The sequence below is a fragment of the Staphylococcus sp. B1(2026) genome (assembly GCF_058895785.1).
The window spans coordinates 25,790-46,043 of record NZ_JBZXTS010000009.1 but is presented as its reverse complement, the minus strand read 5'-3'; the positions used below and the strand labels follow the sequence as shown (position 1 = coordinate 46,043).

Annotated in this window: 18 protein-coding genes, 1 tRNA gene and 1 other RNA gene; 18 read left to right on the top strand and 2 right to left on the bottom strand. The window is 30.1% G+C overall.

All coding sequences use genetic code 11. The features are described from left to right. Positions 1-1,615: 1,615 nt before the first annotated feature. Positions 1,616-2,056: a hypothetical protein gene (locus AC5EAH_RS02990; protein WP_493493268.1), complete on the bottom strand. Its 441-nt coding sequence runs from the start codon at positions 2,054-2,056 to the stop codon at positions 1,616-1,618. 101 nt (positions 2,057-2,157) lie between these two features. On the opposite strand from AC5EAH_RS02990, the gene AC5EAH_RS02985 reads away from it, so the two are divergent. From AC5EAH_RS02985 to AC5EAH_RS02925, 13 genes are all read left to right on the top strand, one after another. Continuing rightward, on the top strand, positions 2,158-2,544 hold the full coding sequence (locus tag AC5EAH_RS02985) for a phage holin family protein (RefSeq protein ID WP_493493267.1): 387 nt from the start codon (positions 2,158-2,160) through the stop codon (positions 2,542-2,544). Further along, the gene (locus AC5EAH_RS02980) at positions 2,544-3,422 is read left to right on the top strand and encodes an N-acetylmuramoyl-L-alanine amidase (RefSeq protein WP_493493266.1); all 879 of its coding nucleotides are present in this window, start codon (positions 2,544-2,546) and stop codon (positions 3,420-3,422) included. Before AC5EAH_RS02985 ends, AC5EAH_RS02980 begins: the two co-directional genes overlap by 1 nt. An 85-nt stretch (positions 3,423-3,507) precedes the next feature. After that, positions 3,508-4,188, top strand: coding sequence for an HAD family hydrolase (locus AC5EAH_RS02975; RefSeq protein WP_493493265.1), 681 nt, complete (start codon positions 3,508-3,510; stop codon positions 4,186-4,188). A gap of 91 nt (positions 4,189-4,279) precedes the next feature. Next, positions 4,280-4,687 (top strand): FtsB family cell division protein, encoded by a 408-nt coding sequence (locus tag AC5EAH_RS02970; protein ID WP_493493264.1) that lies wholly within the window; start codon positions 4,280-4,282, stop codon positions 4,685-4,687. 78 nt (positions 4,688-4,765) lie between these two features. Continuing rightward, on the top strand, positions 4,766-5,272 hold the full coding sequence (locus AC5EAH_RS02965; protein ID WP_493493263.1) for a S1 RNA-binding domain-containing protein: 507 nt from the start codon (positions 4,766-4,768) through the stop codon (positions 5,270-5,272). Positions 5,273-5,283: 11 nt separating this feature from the next. Next, positions 5,284-6,603, top strand: a complete 1,320-nt coding sequence (gene tilS / locus AC5EAH_RS02960) for a tRNA lysidine(34) synthetase TilS (protein ID WP_493493262.1) — start codon at positions 5,284-5,286, stop codon at positions 6,601-6,603. Between the two features lie 29 nt (positions 6,604-6,632). Then, positions 6,633-7,178, top strand: coding sequence for a hypoxanthine phosphoribosyltransferase (gene hpt, locus AC5EAH_RS02955; protein ID WP_493493261.1), 546 nt, complete (start codon positions 6,633-6,635; stop codon positions 7,176-7,178). 295 nt (positions 7,179-7,473) lie between these two features. After that, positions 7,474-9,375 (top strand): ATP-dependent zinc metalloprotease FtsH, encoded by a 1,902-nt coding sequence (ftsH, locus tag AC5EAH_RS02950; RefSeq protein WP_493493269.1) that lies wholly within the window; start codon positions 7,474-7,476, stop codon positions 9,373-9,375. Positions 9,376-9,548: 173 nt separating this feature from the next. Beyond that, complete coding sequence (locus AC5EAH_RS02945) at positions 9,549-10,328, top strand: type III pantothenate kinase (protein WP_493493260.1); 780 nt, start codon at positions 9,549-9,551, stop codon at positions 10,326-10,328. A 13-nt stretch (positions 10,329-10,341) separates the two neighbouring features. Next, positions 10,342-11,682: a branched-chain amino acid transport system II carrier protein gene (gene brnQ, locus AC5EAH_RS02940; protein WP_493493259.1), complete on the top strand. Its 1,341-nt coding sequence runs from the start codon at positions 10,342-10,344 to the stop codon at positions 11,680-11,682. Positions 11,683-11,803: 121 nt separating this feature from the next. Beyond that, a complete protein-coding gene (gene hslO / locus AC5EAH_RS02935; RefSeq protein WP_493493258.1) occupies positions 11,804-12,679 on the top strand; it encodes an Hsp33 family molecular chaperone HslO in 876 nt (291 codons plus the stop codon). Between the two features lie 240 nt (positions 12,680-12,919). Further along, on the top strand, positions 12,920-13,777 hold the full coding sequence (locus AC5EAH_RS02930; protein ID WP_493493257.1) for a helix-turn-helix domain-containing protein: 858 nt from the start codon (positions 12,920-12,922) through the stop codon (positions 13,775-13,777). Between the two features lie 80 nt (positions 13,778-13,857). Then, positions 13,858-13,950: transfer RNA gene (locus AC5EAH_RS02925), tRNA-Ser, on the top strand. A 396-nt stretch (positions 13,951-14,346) separates the two neighbouring features. On the opposite strand, the gene AC5EAH_RS02920 is transcribed toward AC5EAH_RS02925, so the two are convergent. Next, entirely contained in the window at positions 14,347-14,970 is a 624-nt protein-coding gene (locus tag AC5EAH_RS02920; protein WP_493493256.1) for a hypothetical protein, read from the bottom strand. Positions 14,971-15,114: 144 nt separating this feature from the next. Here AC5EAH_RS02920 and ffs point away from each other — a divergent pair. The 5 genes from ffs to tkt all read left to right on the top strand — a co-directional run bounded on the left by ffs (position 15,115) and on the right by tkt (position 20,242). Continuing rightward, positions 15,115-15,379: signal recognition particle sRNA large type (gene ffs / locus AC5EAH_RS02915), an RNA gene on the top strand. 93 nt (positions 15,380-15,472) lie between these two features. Further along, complete coding sequence (gene dnaX / locus AC5EAH_RS02910) at positions 15,473-17,170, top strand: DNA polymerase III subunit gamma/tau (RefSeq protein ID WP_493493255.1); 1,698 nt, start codon at positions 15,473-15,475, stop codon at positions 17,168-17,170. A gap of 153 nt (positions 17,171-17,323) precedes the next feature. Beyond that, the gene (locus AC5EAH_RS02905) at positions 17,324-17,644 is read left to right on the top strand and encodes a YbaB/EbfC family nucleoid-associated protein (RefSeq protein WP_493493254.1); all 321 of its coding nucleotides are present in this window, start codon (positions 17,324-17,326) and stop codon (positions 17,642-17,644) included. A 1-nt stretch (position 17,645) separates the two neighbouring features. Next, a complete protein-coding gene (gene recR / locus AC5EAH_RS02900; RefSeq protein WP_493493253.1) occupies positions 17,646-18,242 on the top strand; it encodes a recombination mediator RecR in 597 nt (198 codons plus the stop codon). Positions 18,243-18,268: 26 nt separating this feature from the next. Beyond that, the gene (tkt, locus tag AC5EAH_RS02895) at positions 18,269-20,242 is read left to right on the top strand and encodes a transketolase (RefSeq protein ID WP_493493252.1); all 1,974 of its coding nucleotides are present in this window, start codon (positions 18,269-18,271) and stop codon (positions 20,240-20,242) included. The last annotated feature ends 12 nt before the right edge of the window (positions 20,243-20,254 follow it).

Here is a 20,254-nt window from a genome sequence, read left to right as displayed (position 1 = left end):
GCACCAACAAAAAGTTGACACTATCAAAATAAATATTATAATTGCTTTATTAAAAAAAATTGTATATAATTAGTTTACAAATAATTCAATGTAATACAAAAAAGACAGAGCCGTATACTCTGTCTTTTTTTTCGGCTTATTACTTACGAAAATAGCTATTAAGCCATTCACAAATGCAATAAGAAATTACATTCGCTATAATAGCTATTATAATTTCTACGAAATAATTCAATGTAATACCTCCCTTCTGTTACAGTTTTACAGAAGGTGTAAGTAACTTAATTATTATACCATAATGTACTTCATTATAAATATTTGAAATATATGTATGTTTATAATACAATTTAGTTATGCTATATGAATTGATAAATTAATTTAAGAGGTGAGCATTATGTTGAAACAAATTCAAAATGTACTATTATTAGTAATGCTTATTATAGCTGTAGGTTTATTTTTCTTGAAGAAGGATTATAGTATTGTAGTATTCTTTATTACTATGCTTTTTTCTACTTACTTATTGATTACCAGAAAACAATTTAAAAATAAATAAAATTCCTAAAAAATAAAAATACTCGCGTTTTGATATTATTTTGTTAAATGATATCAAAATCATGAGTGTTTTTTATTTAGAGGCTAGTGTTTCCTACCGTTTTAAAAATAATGAATTAATGCTGTTCGTTCTATTTAAAAAAAATGTATTTTATAACTGAACATATAATTAGATCAATGTAATATATTCCACATAAAATTAAACATGTAGTTAGAAAAAAATCAATTTTTAAATACATATCTGTACAGAAAAAGAATAGTAAACAGCACCAATATAGATATGTAGTAAAAGAAACCATAGTATAAACACACAAAAATTTTATGAAGTATTGTGTAAAATCGCAAGGTAATGCTATTGCTATAAATATAATTTGAGGAATTTGGTATACAGCCATAATACTGAAAAAACCCAATATCTCATAAATGATGTATAGATAACTTTCTTTAGGAGGAGTTTCTATCCAAAATAATAATTGAACTACTGTTATACATATAGCATTTAGTACAAAAAATAAAATTGCAAATCTAATTAAAGGATGTTGTTTCAAAAAATTAATCATACGAATTCCTCCATTATATGAAAATAATAAATTAATGCCGTTCGTTCTATTTAAAAAAAATGTATTTTATAACTGAACATATAATTAGATCAATGTAATATATTCCACCTAAAACTGAACATATATATAGAAAAAAATCAATATCAAAAAATCTACCTGGATATAAAAAGCTTAGTAAACAAGACAAATATAGACATATAGCAAAACAAACAATAGTATAAACACATAAAAATTTTATGAAGTATTGTGTAAAATCGTGAGGTAATGCTATCGTTATAAATATAATTTGAGGAATTTGATAAACAGTCATAACAGCGAAATAACCTAATAGATCATAAATGTTGTATAGATAACTTTCTTTAGGAGGTACGTCCATCCAAAGTGCTAATAGAAATAATGTTATACATACAGCATTTGGTACAAAAAATAAAATTGCAAATTTAATTAAAGGATGTTGTTTCAAAAAATTAATCATACGAATTCCTCCATTATATGAAAATAATAAATTAATGGCGATTATAAATGTTAACAATATATCTAATAACTAAACATATGATTAAATCAACATAGTATAATCCACATATAATTGAACATGTAAGTAGAAAAAAATCAGTTTGAAAAAATCTATTTGAATATAAGAAGCATGTTAAATAGAAACAATATACAGCAATTGCAAAAGAAACAATAGTATAAACACATAAAAATTTTATGAAGTATTGTGTAAAATCGCGAGGTAATGTTATCGCTATAAATATAATTTGTGGAATTTGATATAAAGTACTAATACAGAAATAAATTAATATATCATCAATAATAGATAAATAACTTTCTTCATGAGGTGTTTCCATCCAAAGTGATAATTGAAATAATGTTATACATACAGCATTTAGTACAAAAAATAAAATTGCAAATCTAATTAAAGGATGTTGTTTCAAAAAATTAATCATACGGCTTCCTCCATTTACATGATATTTTTTATATTATAACAAAATTGGGATAAAAATAGTAACGATAACAATTTAAATGATAAAAGAAAGTAGGTGGAAAAATGAATATTAGTTTAGAAAAGCTAATTGAAACAACAAATTTAATGACAAGAGATCCATACATACATATTATCACACTAATTATTATATTAGATGTATTGACTGGCTATATGAAAGCTTTAGTGCAACATAAATTAAATAGTAGTGTAGGTTTAATAGGGTTATGTAAGCATATGTTAATGATAATTATTTTATTGATAATTTATCCATATTTTATGATATTAGGATTTAAAGGTATTATCTATGCAATAATTTTATTCTACATTGTCACTTATAGTATCTCATTAATAGAAAATTTAACATTAATTGGTATTCCGGTCCCTAATTGGATTATTCGACGCTTAGAAAAAGTTAAACAACAATTAGATGATTATAAAGGGGAAGATTAATGAAAAAATATAAAGAAAAACAACAAATTCGATGGGATGTGCCTCAAGTAGGTGTAGCACCATATAGACAAATTCATGCACATTCGACAGGTAATCCAAATTCAACGGCACAAAATGAAGCGGATTATCTCAATAATAAGGATATTAATTTAGGATTCTATACACATGTTGTAGGCAATGGTAGTATTATTCAAGTTGCCCCAATAGGTCAAGGTGCTTATGATGTGGGTGGTGGTTGGAATTGCGAAACCTTTGCAGTAGTTGAATTGATAGAAAGTCATCAAAACTATGAGGCATTTCGTCAAGATTATGAAATATATATATATTTATTAAGAGCATTAGCTATGCAAGGCAATATTCCACTAACACTTGATACAAATGAATTAAGTGGTATTAAAACACATTGTTTTTGTACGAATAATCAACCTGATAATTATTCAGATCATATTGATCCATTACCATACTTATCAAAGTGGGGGATTTCTTTGGAGCAATTTAAAAAAGATATAGCAGATGGTATTGTGGAAAGTATAGGAATTATGACAGAAATTGTTAAAACAACTGAACAACAATTATGGATAAAAATTACACATTATCATAGTGTTTCAATGTTAGAGGGAACAATTTTCAATGTGTATCTTTTAAATAATCAGCGTGTAGATTGTGAAGTGATATATATTAAAGAAGATACGTATAAGGTCATCGTACCTTATGAACAATTAACATCAGAAGTTTATCAACTATGTGTAGAAATTATTTTAGACGAAAATCATATATTTTCAGAGGTTGCATGGTATCCTTATTATCAGAGACATGTTAATTATCAAAATTATCGATTATTAATTAATCATCATCGTGCGGGTATTCAGAGAATTTAACTAGAAGCATGTATTTATTATCACCAGATACAAATTGACAACACGACTAGTGATAGCTATATAATATATAAAAGGAGTGATAACATTGACAACAATTATTTTTGATTGGGATAATACTTTATTTGATTTTCAATATTATTGGGAACAAGCGCATCAGCAAATTTTTAAAGAATATGATTTTGATAAGTACAGTAGTTATGATGATTTTATGAAAATGTATAGAACATTTGATAAACATTTATGGCAACAATTATTGGATAATGATATAACTTTAGATGAATTAAGAACGCAAAGAATTATTTTGACATTGAAGCACTATCAAATCAACTTTAATGAACAACAAGCACAAGTATTTTTTCAAAGATTTTTTGAAATTTTATTAGAAAAGATAGAACCTAATACGCAAAGAATTAAACAAATTCAGTTATTACAACAAAAATATCCACTGGCAATATTAACGAATGGTAAAATTGAAGAACAAGTAAGTAAAATTAAACGTGCGAAGTTTGAAGGCCTATTACCAGTCTATATTTCTGAAGAAATAGGTTTTGAAAAACCTGACTTTAAAGCATTTGAATTTGTATTAAAAGACTTGAATATCGCTGCTAACACAACAATAATGGTAGGAGATTCTCTTGAAAATGACATTCGACCAGCGAAGCAGTTAGGTATGACGACGATATATATCGGTGATACACAAAATGAAGTAGCAGACTGTACTTTTGACAATATAGATGAAGCAATCGATTTTTTATTAAATCGTTAATTAAAGCATGAATTTACACTTGCATATCTGTTTTATATGTAGTAAGTTAGAGAGATAATGATATAACTAAAATTAAGAAGGGGGATAATAAGTGGTTAAACGTACAAAATTAGATGCAGATTATGTATATAAAAAAGGTCACCAACAATCAGTGAGAGCTGCGGCTATGAAACGCAGTCAACAAATAAAAATTAATCGTTTAAGATTATTTGTCATTGTGCCCTTAATTATCCTATCTTTAATTTTTTTAGTGAGTAATATTCGTATGTACATAGATATAAAACAAACAAAACAACAAATAGTAGAACAACAATCCACAATTGAAGTGTTGAAAAAACAACAAGCACAATATAATGAAGTGATTGAATCATTAAATAATGAAGAATTTATTGAAAAATTGGCACGTCAACAATATTTATTATCTAATAAAGGTGAAATTATTTTTAAACTGCCAAATGATGAAAGTTTAATTGATAATATGATTCATCAGAATGACTAATGACAATATAAAAGTAAGAAGACGAAGAGATTGTAATAATAACTTCGTCTTTACTCGTTTTTAATATGGAGGTAATAAATGCAACAGATTGAAGAAGGTAAAGTAATTAATATTACTGATTACGGTGTTTTTGTTAAAGTGCAATCAGGCAAAAAAGGTTTAGTACATATTAATGAAATGTCAAAAGCACAAAAAAATAAATTTAAAAAATTATATAAGCCGAAACAAAGTGTAACAGTGAGAGTGTTAGAACAATTAGAAAATAATAGATTGAAGTTATCTTTTAAATTAGATGATCAACCGTCAAAACCTAAAAAGAAAGTTGCACCAATCGCAGTTGTGCCAACTATTGAAGAAGATGAAATCACACCTATTCAAAAACAATTACAGAAATTGGCACGTGTAAAAGTACAACGTCAAAAAAAACCAACCAAAATGACACAACAACAAGAAAAAAAACAAACGATGAACAAACAAAAATCATTACCCTTAACAGGGCAAGAATTTGAACAACGATTATCTCAATTTTTATCAGAAAGCTATCAACGTTTAGAAATATTATCTCAAAAATCACAACATGAATAATAGAGGTTAGTATGAAAGCAGCAAAAATTTTATGGACACCACAAAGTAAATTATTAGTCGCTGTGTCAGGTGGTATTGATTCAGTTGTCTTATTAGATTGGTTGATGACGCAGTCTAATACTTACCAACAATTAGCCATTGTTCATGTAGATCATGGTTTAAGACAAGAAAGTCGTTCGGATTATCGTTTTGTTGAACAATTAGCGCAATACTATCAATTAGCTTTTTACGGCTATCATTGTGATGTAATAGCTTATAAACAACAGCATCATTTAGGGACACAACAAGCTGCACGTGAAGTGAGATATGCTTGTTTTGATCAAGCAATGCAACAAAGTGATAGTCAATTATTGTTAACAGCACATCATGGTGATGATCAAAGTGAAACCATTATTTATCGTTTAATGACTGGAAGATTTCATCAACAATCATTAGGGATCAATGAATTATCCACACGAAATAATTATCAAGTAGCAAGACCTTTATTGAAATGTAGTCGTCAGCAAATACAAGCTTATTATGATAAGCGTCATTTAAAACATGTAGAAGATAGTTCAAATGCACAATTAACTTATCATCGTAATCAAATACGTCATTTATTAATGCCGATTTGTCAACAAATTATGCCACAAACAGTACAACATTTAGATGATTTTAATCAACACTATCAAGCACAACAACAGTTTATTAATCAGTATAGTCAACAATTATTAACGCAATTAATTTTATCGATACAAGATAATAAAGTTGTGATTAATCGAAAAGAGTGGTTAATGCAGGATCAAATTATTCAGCAAACAATGCTTTATCAATTATGTCAGCAATATGCTAATATTAATGATTTGAAACATCATAGTGTAGCATCGGTTTGTTATATGATTAATACGGCACAAGGAGAAAAGCAATATTACTTGAAAAGTCATTGTCTAGTGCGTGTAAGTTATGATAAAATGACATTGTTAGTAAATGATATAAAAAAAACTGCTGAAATTGAACCAATTATTTTAAATCAACAGCATTTACAACAATATGTACGTTTTGATAATTATCAATGTATATTATCTGTTGAGAAAATAGATGAGACAAGTGTAGCTATTAATGAACAAGATTTACCTTTATGTATTCGTACTTATCGTCAAGGTGATCAAGTGGTATTAAAAAATGGTCATAAAAAAGTAAGGCGGCTATTTATTGATCATAAATTACCACAACATTTACGTGCTACTTATCCAATTGTTGAAAATAAACAAGGTGAGATTATTGCAGTAGGTCAATTATATCAACAACAAAGAACAATGAGTCAATATTATTTGACAATTACATTAATATAATTTCATAAATGGTATAGAAGGAGTTTAGGATGAAAGTATTATCACAGGAAATTGAGCGTATTGTTGTGTCAGAACAACAAATTGTGGAGGCATGCCAACGATTAGGCGCACAAATTACAGAAGACTACAAAGATAAAAACCCTGTACTAGTTGGGGCGTTAAAAGGCGCAGTACCATTTATCGCAGAATTAATAAAATATATTGATACACATATTGAGATAGATTTTATTGACGTATCAAGTTATCACGGTGGTACGGAATCTACGGGAGAAATTACAATTAATAGAGATATTGCAACATCTTTAAACAATAGAGATGTGTTAATCATTGAAGATATTATCGATACTGGTCAAACATTAAAACGTTTAGTGGAGTTATTAGCTTCACGTGGTGCCAATAGTGTTAAAGTTGTTACATTAACAGATAAACCTTCAGGACGCGTTGTAGAAATGGTTGCTGATTATGTAGGTGTTGTTGTACCAGAAGGCTTTTTAGTAGGTTTTGGTTTAGATTATCGAGAAAACTATCGTAATTTACCTTATATAGGTATTTTAAAAGAAGAAATGTATAAATAATCAATGGTCAGAAAGATAATTTTATCTTTCTGATTTTAATATATTACTTCAAAATGATTAAAAAACTGATAATATCGTACTAAAGTTGCAATTTTATCTAAATCTAGATAAGGATAATAATAATATACTAGCTTATTACTAGCATTAGAATAGCTAAATATGATAAAATTTTAATCATACTACTGAGAATAAATAATGTTTAAATCGTTTCAGTTAGTTTATATTAAATAAATATGAGTATCCAAAAAATACTTATTGTTATTACAACAAGGAGGAAGGGTTTAACATGAATAAAATGCCAAAAGGGCGTAGTAATATCTTGTCTATTATCTTGGCAATTGTTTTAATATTTGGAGTCTATTCATTTATTAATCCTACAGAGCCAGCAACAAAGCCGACAAGTTATTCAACTTTTGTGACTGCATTAAATCAAAATAATGTCGACACAATTACCATGCAACCGGATGAAAACAGTCCAACAACAACAGTAAAATGGAAAGAAAAAAACAATAAGTCACAAACGAATGTAACAGTGATTAAAGAAAATGATCAAGATGTTGCTAAATTAATTGCTAACAAGGCAGTGACTGTAGATGTTGAAGTTAAACAAACAGAAAAAACGAGTGTTTGGTTATCACTTGCATCAGGCATCATTCCATTTATCTTAATGATGGGCTTCTTGTTCTTTATTTTAAGCCAACAAAGTGGTGGTGGCGGAAAGCTTATGAGTTTCGGAAAATCTAAAGCTAAATTAATTAATAAAGATAAGAAGAGTGTTCGTTTCCGTGATGTAGCAGGTGCAGATGAAGAAAAACAAGAATTAGTAGAAGTTGTAGACTTCTTAAAAGATCATAGTAAATTTACAGCAATGGGTGCACGTATTCCAAAAGGTGTGTTACTTGTAGGTCCTCCGGGAACAGGTAAAACTTTATTAGCACGTGCTGTTGCTGGTGAATCAGGCGTACCGTTCTTTTCAATTTCAGGTTCTGATTTTGTAGAGATGTTTGTCGGTGTTGGTGCGAGTCGTGTTCGTGATTTATTTGAACAAGCTAAGAAAAATGCACCATGTATTATTTTTATTGATGAAATAGATGCTGTAGGTCGTCAACGTGGTACGGGTGTTGGTGGTGGACATGATGAACGTGAACAAACTTTAAACCAATTATTAGTCGAAATGGATGGTTTTGATGGTGATAAAGGTATTATTGTTATCGCTGCAACTAACCGTGCTGACGTACTAGATCAAGCATTATTACGTCCAGGTCGTTTTGACCGTCAAATTAGAGTTGGTTTACCGGATGTTAAAGGTCGTGAAGCAGTCTTGAAAGTCCATGCACGTAAAAAACCATTAGATAGTAGCGTTGATTTAGAAGCAATGGCGGAACGCACACCAGGTTTCTCTGGTGCTGATTTAGAGAACTTATTAAATGAAGCAGCGTTATTAGCAGCAAGAGAAAATAAAACTAAAATTGATATGCGTGATTTAGACGAAGCAATGGATCGTGTGATTGCAGGGCCAGCGAAGAAATCTAAAGTCATCAGTAAAAAAGAACGTGATATTGTGGCTTGGCATGAAGCAGGTCATACAGTAATTGGTATGGCATTAGATAATGCTGAGAAAGTTCACAAAGTAACAATCATCCCACGTGGTGAAGCGGGCGGTTATGCCGTAATGTTACCTAAAGAAGATCGTTACTTTATGACTAAACCAGAATTACTTGATAAAATTACTGGTTTACTTGGTGGACGTGTTGCCGAAGATATTACTTTCGGTGAAGTATCAACAGGTGCACATAATGACTTCCAACGTGCGACACAAATTGCACGTGCAATGGTAACTGAATATGGTATGAGTGATAAAATTGGACCAGCACAATTCCCAAGTAGCAATGGCGGCAATCCATTCTTAGGTCGTGAATTAGCTAATGGTTCACATTATTCAGAAGCGATTACTAAAGAAATTGATTTTGAAGTACAAGATATTTTAAAACAATGTTATGAACGTGCTAAAGAAATTTTATTAGCACATCAAGAACAATTAAATTTAATTGCGACTTCATTATTAGAATTAGAAACTTTAGATTCAAAACAAATTAATTCTCTATTTTATGATGGTAAATTAGAAGAACGTAAATATGGTACAGATGAAACAAACAATGAAATAGATGTGACATCTGTAGAAGATAAAGAAATTTAATGACGATCAAACAAGCTTGAAAATTTTATTTTCAAGCTTGTTTTTTTAATTACTATTTTGTATATATATGATTATTTTAGTGCAATATATATTGCCTTTTATATTATAATTATGTATTCTAATAAAGATAAAATAATATGTAAAATATTTTAATACGAATGAGGGGATATATAATGATTTGTACAATTGATGTAGGGAATACTAATATTTCTGTAGGTGTTTTCAATTCGCAAGATCAATTAATTCATGCTTGGCGTTTAGAAACAGATCATAGAAAAACAGCTGACGAATTAGGTATGATGACTAAAAATTTATTAAATGATGCTGACTTGACATTTTCAGATATTAAAGATATTGTCATTTCATCAGTTGTGCCTTCAATGATGTTTAGTTTAACACAATTATGTCAACGTTATTTCAAAGTGGAACCATTAATTGTTAATGGTTATATTGAAAGTGGTTTGAGATTAGATGAAGCACATAAAGGACGTTTAGGTGAAGATCGTATTGTAGATGCTGCACCAGTTATTGCAGCTGGAAAGTTACCTGCAATTATAATTGATTATGGTACAGCAACGACATTTGATTATGTGGATAAAGATGCAAAGTATTGTGGGGGTGTGATTGCACCGGGTATTCATATTAGTAGTGAAGCTTTATATGATCATGCTGCTAAATTACCAAGAGTTGCGATGGTCGCACCAACAACTGCTTTAGGTTTAAATACAGTTGAACAAATGCAAGCAGGACTTGTATATGGTTTTGTTGGACAAACAGAAGGTATTATTCGTCAAATGAAAAAAGATATTAACGAACCACAAGTACATGTGATTGCCACAGGTGGTTTAGCATCATTAATTGCACAATTCACTTCTGAAATAGATGAAGTTGATCCAGATTTAACGTTAAAAGGTTTGTTATTAATTTATCATTTAAATAAAAAACAAAAATAAAGGGGTACATAATATGGTAAAAAAAGGCTTTTTAACCGGTTTATTATTATTCGGTATATTTTTTGGTGCAGGTAATTTAATTTTTCCACCTAATTTAGGTTGGTTATCAGGCGAAAATTTTTGGACAGCTAATATTGGGTTTATTTTATCTGGTGTAGGGATTGCAATGATTACATTAATTATTGGTACATTGAATCCTAGAGGTTATCAAGCGGAATTAGAACAAAAATATTCAGTGTGGTTTGCTAATATTTTATTAGCGGTACTATATTTAACTATTGGACCATTATTTGCGATACCACGTACGGCAGCTACATCATTTGCGATTGGTTTACAACCTATATTTGGCGATAGCAGTTTAGCATTATTAATTTTTACTATAATTTATTTTGCGGCAGCACTTGCTATTTCATTAAAACCATCTAAAATTTTAGATAGTGTTGGTAAAATTTTGACACCATTATTTGCGTTATTAATAATTGTATTAATTATTTTAGGAAGTATTAAATACAGCAATATGCCAGTAGCTCCAGCAGCAGAGTCATTTGTTTTAGGAAAAGCATTTGGTGCAGGATTTATTGAAGGTTATAATACATTAGATGCAATTGCAGCAGTTGCATTCTGTATTATTGCTATGAATACTTTAAAACAATTAGGTTTTACTTCTAAAAAAGAATATTTATCAGCTGTATGGGTTGTCGGTATTGTAACTGCCATATTCTTTAGCGTATTATACATTGGTTTATCTTATTTAGGTAATCATTTCCCAGTTCCAGAAATGATTGCTAAAGATGAAACAATTAATAAAGGTGCGTATATTTTAAGTGAAGCATCTAAAGGTGTTTTTGGTAATTATGGTCAAATTTTCTTAGGTATTATGGTTGTGTTAACTTGTTTTACAACAACTGTAGGTTTGATTGTATCCGTATCAGAATTTTTTGTGAAGTTATATAATAAAATTTCATATGAAATTTATGTAATTTTCTTTACAACAGTAGGATTTTTAATTGCTAATATTGGTTTGAATAATGTAATTACTTATTCAGTACCTGTTTTATTAATTTTGTATCCAATTGTTATTACTATGGTTTTATTTACAGCCATTAATAAATTTATTGCATTATCTAAAAAAGGTATGCAGTTCACAATGGCGATAGTGACATTATTATCAATAGTTACAGTATTAGCAAAAACTTTTAATGTATCAAGTGTAATGAATTTATTAGCTTTATTACCATTTAATGAGCAATCATTAGGATGGTTAGTACCTTGTCTATTAGGTTTATTATTATCATTAATTTTACCTAATAAACAACGTGGTGAAGTTTTTGATTTCGATACATTCAATAAATAAGTGTTAACATAGTATTAAACGCATTGTCGTTTGATACTATGTTTTGTTTATATCAACTATTTGTTTTTAGTGATAAAAAATAGTATGATTAGCCTAATATGAATTTAGGAAGGAAGTTACAATGAAAGATTATTTAGTAAAAGCCATGGCATTTAATGGCGAAGTTCGTGTATATGCTGTTAATACAACAGCAACAATCAATGAGGCGCAACGTCGTCATCAAACATATCCAACTGCATCTGCAGCATTAGGTCGTGCTATGACAGTAGGTGTGATGATGGGTGCGATGCTTAAAGGTGATAATAAAATTACAATTAAAATAGAAGGTGATGGACCGATTGGTAGTATTTTAGTAGATGCTAATGCACAAGGTGGTGTTCGAGGTTATGTGACACATCCACAAACACATTTACCATTAAATGAATTTGGTAAATTAGACGTTGCTGGTGTTGTCGGAACAACAGGTGTTATCTCAGTCGTAAAAGATTTAGGTTTACGTGAAAATTATACTGGTCAAAGTCCAATTGTTTGTGGAGAATTAGGATTAGATTTTGCTAATTATTTTGTAACAAGTGAACAAACACCTACAGCTGTAGGTGTAGGTGTTTTAGTAGATACGGATAATACAATTAAGGCTGCAGGTGGTTTTGTTATTCAAATGATGCCAGGTGCAAGTGAAGCAACTGCTATCACCATAGAACAAAAAGTAACAACAATGACACCAGTTTCTAAATTAATTGAACAAGGTTTAACACCAGAACAAATTTTAGTATCAATATTAGGTGAAGAAAATATTGAATTTTTATCTGAAGAAGAAGTCAACTTCCAATGTACTTGTTCTCGAACAAGATTTGAAGATGCAATTATCAGTTTAGGACAACATGAGATTGAAAGTTTAATTGAAGAAGGGCAAGCAGAAGCGGATTGTCATTTTTGTCGAGAAAAATATATTTATACCATTGCTGATTTAGAAAAAATGAAAGATTTAGCAATATAAAATAAAAGCAACTGAGAGTGGTAGGTCTCTCAGTTGCTTTTATTTTTTGGATGAGAATTTTTTGTTGATTATACTATATGTTATTTGTATATAGTATAATGTAATGGTAAAATAAAAATATACATATCAACTAAATATTACATATTATTTCTCAACAACCATTACATTTACCATTATAAACAGAAAAAAGAACTTATGATTTTTTTGTTTACAATATTAAACAAATGGAGTGATAATGGCATGACAGTTAACAATTTTGGCAATATTTTAGCAACAGTACGTAAAGCAAAAGGTATGAAACAAAGTGAAGCAGCATCAGGCATTGTTACGAGATCATATTTATCTCAGTTAGAAAGTGATAGAAATAAAATAAGTTTAGAAGTATTTATTAAATTATTAGACAAATATAATACTTCATTATACGAATTCGAATATTTATTGCAAGAAACTGAAAATATGGTTGTAAAAACAAATCATTTAGTAGATATTCAAAATATTATGTATGAATATAGTACACGTGAAATTGAAGCATATCATCAAAAATTTCTTAATGTCGAGAAAAATATTTATTTGCATGAATATCATATGAAAATATTATCTCAAATAGTTTTATTATATCGTCAAAAGGGTAAAGTCGAGAAAAAAATTTATCAAGATTTAATGACGTATTTATTTAAAGTAGATATATGGGGATTATATGAATTACATTTGTTAGTTAATTTAGTGCATATGATTGATTATCGTGATAATCAAACGTTTTATCGACAAATAGAGAAAAAATTGACGAATACGAGATTTCCAGAAAAAGATAAATTATTATCACAACTTTATCTTAACTTATCTAATGTTGCACTAGATGTTAAAGATTATCATAATGTTTATTCGTTTGTTGAAAAAGGACTACAGTATACACGAAGATACAATTATATTTTTGAACAAATTTTATTAAATCTTAATTATCACATCGCAAAATCAATACAAAATATTACATTAGATAAAATGATTTATAATTATTTAAATATGCTACAATATTTAGGTTATCCTCAAATTATTCAACGTGTAAAACAAGAATTAAATAAACATAATTTTAGTCTATAAAATTTGATAAAAAGTATTGACATGAGACATAATAATGAATATAATAAGTATTGTTGTTAAGCAAAACAACTTATTATATTGGAGGAATACCCAAGTCCGGCTGAAGGGATCGGTCTTGAAAACCGACAGGAGTGTAAAAGCTCGCAGGGGTTCGAATCCCCTTTCCTCCTCCATTAAAAGTATATTCAAAGTCTTTTCTAATAAGAATGGGCTTTTTTATTTTATGTAGATAAAGAGTAGTATATTTGGTACAATCTAATAAAAGTAAGCATTATCTATATTAATTTTGGGGGAGATTATAATGATTAAAATTGAAACATATAAACTGTTAATAATTATTGCAAGTTTTTGTTATATGATGACCTTAATCTCAACATTCTTAATTAAGACAACTATGTTAAATAGCATGAAAATATTACTAGGCCATAGCTTGATTGAGACTTATAAGTTAATAATGTTAAGTGTAGGTACAATAACTGGATGTATGAGTATATTCTTAGGTATTCTAGCAAGTATATTAATATTGTTGAAAAAAAGAGTTTGAAATATGATTTCAAACTCTTTTAAAATTATTCAGATACAGGTTCTACTTTTTCAATAATTTTGATTAATTTAACTGGAATTGTAATGTCCATTGTTTCACCGTTAACTAAAGTCACTACATATTCTTTTTGGCTGTATTTATTATTACCTAAAGTTACATGTGCTTCACTAATAGATGTATTTAATATACCTGAACTATCACTTTGTGCATTACTTTCGATTTTGTAGCGACCTGCTTCAAAATCTTGACCAACTGTATATTGACCAGCTGATAATGTCTTAGGTTCATCTTTAGCAGTAATAATAGCTTTCGTTGTTCTTTCTAATTCTTGTTTAGCTGCTTCTATTTGTTTGTTTGTATCAGATAATTTAGCTAATTCATCCTTAATTTTGTCACGTTGTGCAATAAGTGCTTTTGCCGATTTTAAATCTTCAGAGATAGCTTCTAAGTCTTGGCGTTTAGTTTGCTCATCTTTGATTAAATTATCTAATTTTTGTTGTGATTCAACAACACGTTCATTAATATGTTTTAATGAAGTGGCTTGTTCATCAATAAAACTTTTTGTTAGTGTTTGTCCAGCAAAATATCCAACAACACCTGCAATTGCGATAAATAAAATCATAAATAATGTCATTAAAAAATTTTTCATTATGGCCTCCATTCTTTATTGATAGTATATACTGAAAGTAGTTAGATTTTCAAGGAAAAGGCTAGTTGCTTATGAATGAGAAATATCAAATAAAGTTCAGTACTTTTCTTGATATTTCTATAAAAATAAGGTATATTAGTAATATCGTGCTAGGTGGGGAGTTAGCGGTGCCCTATAACTTGCAATCCGCTTTAGCAAGACTGAAGACCTAATTTGAGGTGATTAACTTGTAGTTAACCTATATTAAGTGATGTTGAGATTAAGGTCCCATGCAACAAATCTTTTATGAACCATGTCAGGTCTGAGAAGAAGCAGCATTAAGTAAAATGACTTGTGTGCCGTGGGGAAGCCGTAATTGAGTTAACTGATAAAGAAGTGACTATGATTGATTATCGAGATTAGGGCACGATATTTAATAAAAAATTTCAAGATTAGTGCTTGCACTAATCTTTTTTCTTTATGTTATAATAATAATAAATCTATATGTGAAGGAGAGAATTAGTTGGCAAATTATCAAGCACTTTATCGTGCATTTAGACCACAAGCATTTAATGAGGTAGTTGGTCAAAATTATGTTGTGACGACATTGCAAAATGCTATTAAATTACATCAAATTTCTCATGCTTATTTATTCTCAGGACCACGTGGTACCGGTAAAACGAGTATTGCAAAAATTTTTGCCAAAGCAATTAATTGTCTTAATCATCATGATGGAGAACCGTGTAATCAATGTCAGTTATGCCAAGCAATTACAGAAGGTAGTTGTACGGATGTGATTGAAATAGATGCAGCGAGTAATAATGGTGTGGATGAAATAAGAGATATTAGAGATAAAGTACGTTTTGCACCAACAGAAGCACAATACAAAGTTTATATTATCGACGAAGTACATATGTTAACGACAGGTGCTTTTAATGCTTTATTAAAAACATTAGAAGAGCCACCGAGTCATGTTGTTTTTATTTTAGCGACGACAGAATTTCATAAAATTCCAGCGACAATTTTATCACGTTGTCAACGATTTGATTTTAAAACGATTAGTCAACAACAAATTGCACAACATTTAACAACTATTGCACAATTAAAAAATGCAACTGTTGAAGTGCAAGCGATGCAATTATTAGCGAGAGTAGCAGAAGGCGGTATGAGAGATGCTTTGAGTTTGTTAGACCAAACATTAGCACTTGATGCACAACAAGTGACTGTAGAAAATGCTCTGACTGTCACAGGTACAATGGGTGCAGAATTAATGACACAACTTATCGCAGCTATTTTATCTCAACAAACATCACAAGCAATTGATTGTTATCATCAATTTGTACAACAGGGAAAAGATAGTCGTAGATTATTAATCGACCTAATCACAGTTTTCCGTGACTTAATTTATTATAAAAAAATGTCGCAAAGTGATAGTTATTATGTAAAATCATTAATTGACAATCCGATAATTACTGAACAATTATCAATCGTATCGACAGATTATTTATATCAACAAATTCAATTGTTAACTAACACAGAAGAACAAATGAAATTTACTAATCATCTATTAATACAGATGGAAATTTTATTTGTTAAAATGTCAGAATTACCATTAACGATGGCAACAATAAATAGTTCGCAAGATACAACATTAATTGATAATTTACAACAACAAGTGCAACAGCTACAACAACAAATTCAACAATTAATGACACAAACACCAGTAACCGTAGCTTCAACTGAACCAACAACTGTTGTAACTAATAAAAATTATAAAGTGCCTATACATGATGTTTATGCTGTACTTAAGCATGCAACGAAACAAGATAAACAAGAAATTACAGCAGCTTGGGAACAATTAATTCAGCAATTATCGACAGATACGACAATGAAAAGCTATTTTAGTTTAATATCTAAATCAGAAATTATTGCTGCCAGTCAGACACATTGTGTTATTGGTTTTTCTAATGATATTCATTGTGAAATGGTAATGAAACGTCAAGAAAATACAAAACAAGTAGAACAAATGTTAGCGAATATTGTTAATAAATCAATTAAAATTGTCGGTGTAACAACAGCGCAATGGCCGAAATTACGTCAACAATATTTACAAGAGCATCATGTGGTTGATACGAATAAAAAAGAAAATGAACCAGTCGATCCATTAGTACAAAGTGTGATCGATATTGTTGGAGAAGAACTCGTAGAAATTATAGATTAAGATTGGATAACGAACATTTATTATGTGTGTATTAGTAATAATAGAACATATAAAATTTTTTATTTTATGCTAAAAATATGGTAAACTAATATAGTAAAAATTATAATTTATTTTAAAGAAAGGGTAATCTAATCATATTAGATTAAGGTAATTATGATGCGTGGAATGGGCAATATGCAAAATATGATGCGTCAAATGCAAAAAATGCAAAAACAGATGCTTGAAGCACAAGAAGGTTTGAAAGAACAAATCGTTGAAGGTACAGTTGCTGGTGGTATGGTAACTGTTAAAGCTAATGGTGACGGACAAATCTTAGATGTAATAATTAAACCTGAAGTGGTAGACCCAGAAGATATTGAAATGTTACAAGATTTAATATTAGCAGCAACAAATGATGCTGTAACGAAAGCAAGTGACTTGAAAGAGCGTACAATGGGACAATTTACACAAGGTTTAAATATTCCTGGTTTATAATATGAGATATCCAAAACCCATCGCTAAATTGATTGATAGTTTTATGAAACTACCAGGCGTAGGTCAAAAAACAGCAGCAAGATTAGCTTTTCATGTTTTAGATATGAGAGAAGATGATGCGATTGATTTTGCTAAAGCATTGATAGATGTTAAACGCAATTTGAGTTATTGTTCAATATGTGGTCATATTACTGAACAAGACCCTTGTATGATTTGTAGTGACAAAACAAGAGATCAATCTATTATTTGTGTCGTTCAAGATGATAAAGATGTCATCGCAATGGAGAAAATGCAAGAATATCATGGTTTATATCATGTTTTACATGGTGCAATTTCACCATTAGAAGGTATTGGTCCAGAAGATATTAATATGGCTGGTTTACTAACAAGATTAAAAGATGAGCGTGTTAAAGAACTTATTTTAGCTACTAATCCTAATGTTGAAGGTGAATCGACCGCATTATATATATCTAGGGTTGTTAAACCTATCGGTATTATTGTTAGTCAAGTCGCTCATGGTTTACCTATGGGAGGCGATCTAGAATATGCTGATGAGGTGACATTATCTAAAGCAATTTCAGGAAGAAAAACTTTATAGTTAAATAGAAAAGGTAGGTAATAATAATGACAAATTTATCAATTAATGCAATTCGTATGTTAGGTGTAGATGCGATTGAAAAATCAAAATCAGGACATCCAGGTATTGTTATGGGTGCAGCACCAATGGCATACAGCTTATACACTAAACAATTAACAGTTAATCCACAAGTACCAGCATGGGCTAACCGTGATCGTTTTGTATTATCAGCAGGACATGGTTCAATGTTATTATATGCATTATTACATTTATCAGGTTATGAAGATGTCTCAATGGAAGAAATTAAAAACTTCCGTCAATGGGGTTCTAAAACACCAGGACATCCAGAATTTGGTCACACTAAAGGTGTTGATGCTACAACTGGACCATTAGGACAAGGTATTGCAATGGCTGTAGGTATGGCACAAGCAGAGCGTTTCTTAGCAGCTAAATATAATAAAGCTAATTTCGATATCTTTAATCACTATACATATGTAATTTGTGGTGATGGTGACTTAATGGAAGGTGTATCTGCAGAAGCAGCTTCTTACGCTGGTCAACAAAAATTAAACAAATTAGTTGTATTATATGATTCAAATGACATTTGTTTAGATGGTGAAACAAAAGATACATTTACTGAAAGTGTACGTGAACGTTATAATTCATATGGCTGGAACACTTTATTAGTAGAAGAAGGTACAGATGTAGCTGCAATTAATGAAGCTATCGAAGCAGCAAAAGCAAGCGATAAACCAACATTAATCGAAATTAAAACAGTTATTGGTTTCGGCTCACCTAATAAACAAGGTACAAACGGTGTTCACGGTGCGCCTTTAGGTACAGAAGAAGCTGAATTAACACGTAAAGCTTTAGGGTGGGATTATGCACCATTTGAAGTTCCAGAAGAAGTTTATGCTGATTTCAAAGAAAATGTTGTAGAACGTGGTACAGCTAGCTACGATGCATGGGTAAAATTAGTTGAAGAATATAAAGCAGCTTACCCAGAATTAGCTGAAGAAGTAACAGCAATTTTAGAAGGTAAAGATGTTGTAGCATTAACAGAAAAAGATTTCCCAGTTTATGACAATGGATTCTCACAAGCTACACGTAATTCAAGTCAAGATGCGATTAACGCTGCAGCAAAAGTATTACCTAATTTAGTAGGTGGATCAGCTGACTTAGCACACTCAAACATGACAATGATTAAATCAGAAGGTTTACAAGATTCACAAAATCCTACGAATCGTAATGTACAATTTGGTGTACGTGAATTTGCCATGGGTACAATTTTAAATGGTATGGCATTACATGGCGGTTTACGTGTTTTCGGTGGAACATTCTTCGTATTCAGTGACTATGTAAAAGCGGCAATGCGTTTATCTGCATTACAAAATTTACCAGTGACATATGTCTTTACACATGACTCGATTGCAGTTGGTGAAGATGGTCCGACTCATGAACCAATTGAACATTTAGCTGGTTTACGTGCAATGCCTAATTTACATGTTTTCCGTCCAGCAGATGCACGCGAAACACAAGCAGCTTGGTACTTATCATTAACTAATAATACAACACCATCAGCATTAGTATTAACACGTCAAAACTTAACAGTACAAGAAGGTACAGATTTTGATAAAGTAGCTAAAGGTGGATATGTTGTATTCGAAAGTGCAGCAGATTTCGATACAATTTTAATCGCTACAGGTTCAGAAGTTGAGTTAGCAGTTAATGCAACAAAAGCTTTAGCAGAACAAGGTGTTAAAATTCGTGTAGTAAGTATGCCAAGTACTGAATTATTTGATGCACAAGATGCAGCTTATAAAGAAAGTGTTTTACCATCAGCAGTGCGTCGTCGTATTGCTATTGAGATGGCAGCAACACAAAGCTGGTATAAATACGTTGGTTTAGACGGTAAAGTTATTGGTATTGACACATTTGGTGCTTCAGCACCAGCAAATCGTGTAATGGCAGAATATGGCTTTACAGTTGACAATGTAGTTGAAGTAGTTAAAAGTTTATAATGATTGATAAAG